This window comes from Arthrobacter sp. RIT-PI-e, from assembly GCF_001187915.1.
GTDB lineage: Bacteria > Actinomycetota > Actinomycetes > Actinomycetales > Micrococcaceae > Arthrobacter_D.
In genome coordinates this window covers 1-642 of the sequence record NZ_LGIU01000029.1, presented here as the reverse complement: position 1 = coordinate 642, position 642 = coordinate 1, and the positions used below count along the sequence as shown (strand labels likewise).

The window sequence follows — 642 nt, the reverse complement described above, 5'->3', positions numbered from 1 at the left end:
CATGAGATGCGAGGCACGAGGAGGAGACACATAGCTTCCGTGTCGTTCTTCGAGTCCACTCAAAGACAGCTTGAGGTGCCTCGAACCTCCGTTTGCGCTTTTCAGCAGGAGATCAGGGCTTCCTGGTGAGGTTGTCTCCCGCCTTGGTAGGTCAACGCGAGGAGGTCAAGGACGATGTCCGCTGTGGGCCGGTCCGCGTCGATCAAGGTGAAGCCCGCATACTCAGGTAACTCGCGGTACCCGGCATTCAGAGCTGATAGGCCCGCCAGTGTTTCCACATCGGTACCGCGAGCATTCACGCGTGCGAGAGCCTCGTCAACGGACAGGTCGAAGTACACGATCACCTCGGGCGCTGGTAGGAGATGTTGAAGCCACCGCAAGACAAACCCAGAGGGGAGACCCCGAGCTCGTCTCAGGGCCAGCTGGCACACGAGCCCCCGATCGAGGATGATCACTCCCTCGAACCCACGAACGCGTACCTCGTTCAGGACAGCATTGAAGCCTCGGACTATCGTCTCGATACGGTCCTGCCAGCGGGTACTAGGAGCCCATCCCAGTGCCTCCCACCAGCCGGTCGTCGTTTTCCTTCCACCGGCGGTCTTCAGCATCATGGCCTCATGGCCCTGGTCATGGATGGCGTTC

General features: G+C 60.3%; 1 protein-coding gene. It reads right to left on the bottom strand.

Annotation, left to right across the window (positions count from 1 at the left end):
* Positions 1-101: 101 nt before the first annotated feature.
* Positions 102-642: hypothetical protein (locus tag AC792_RS01325; RefSeq protein ID WP_049828795.1), on the bottom strand; the 541-nt coding region annotated here is incomplete at its 5' end.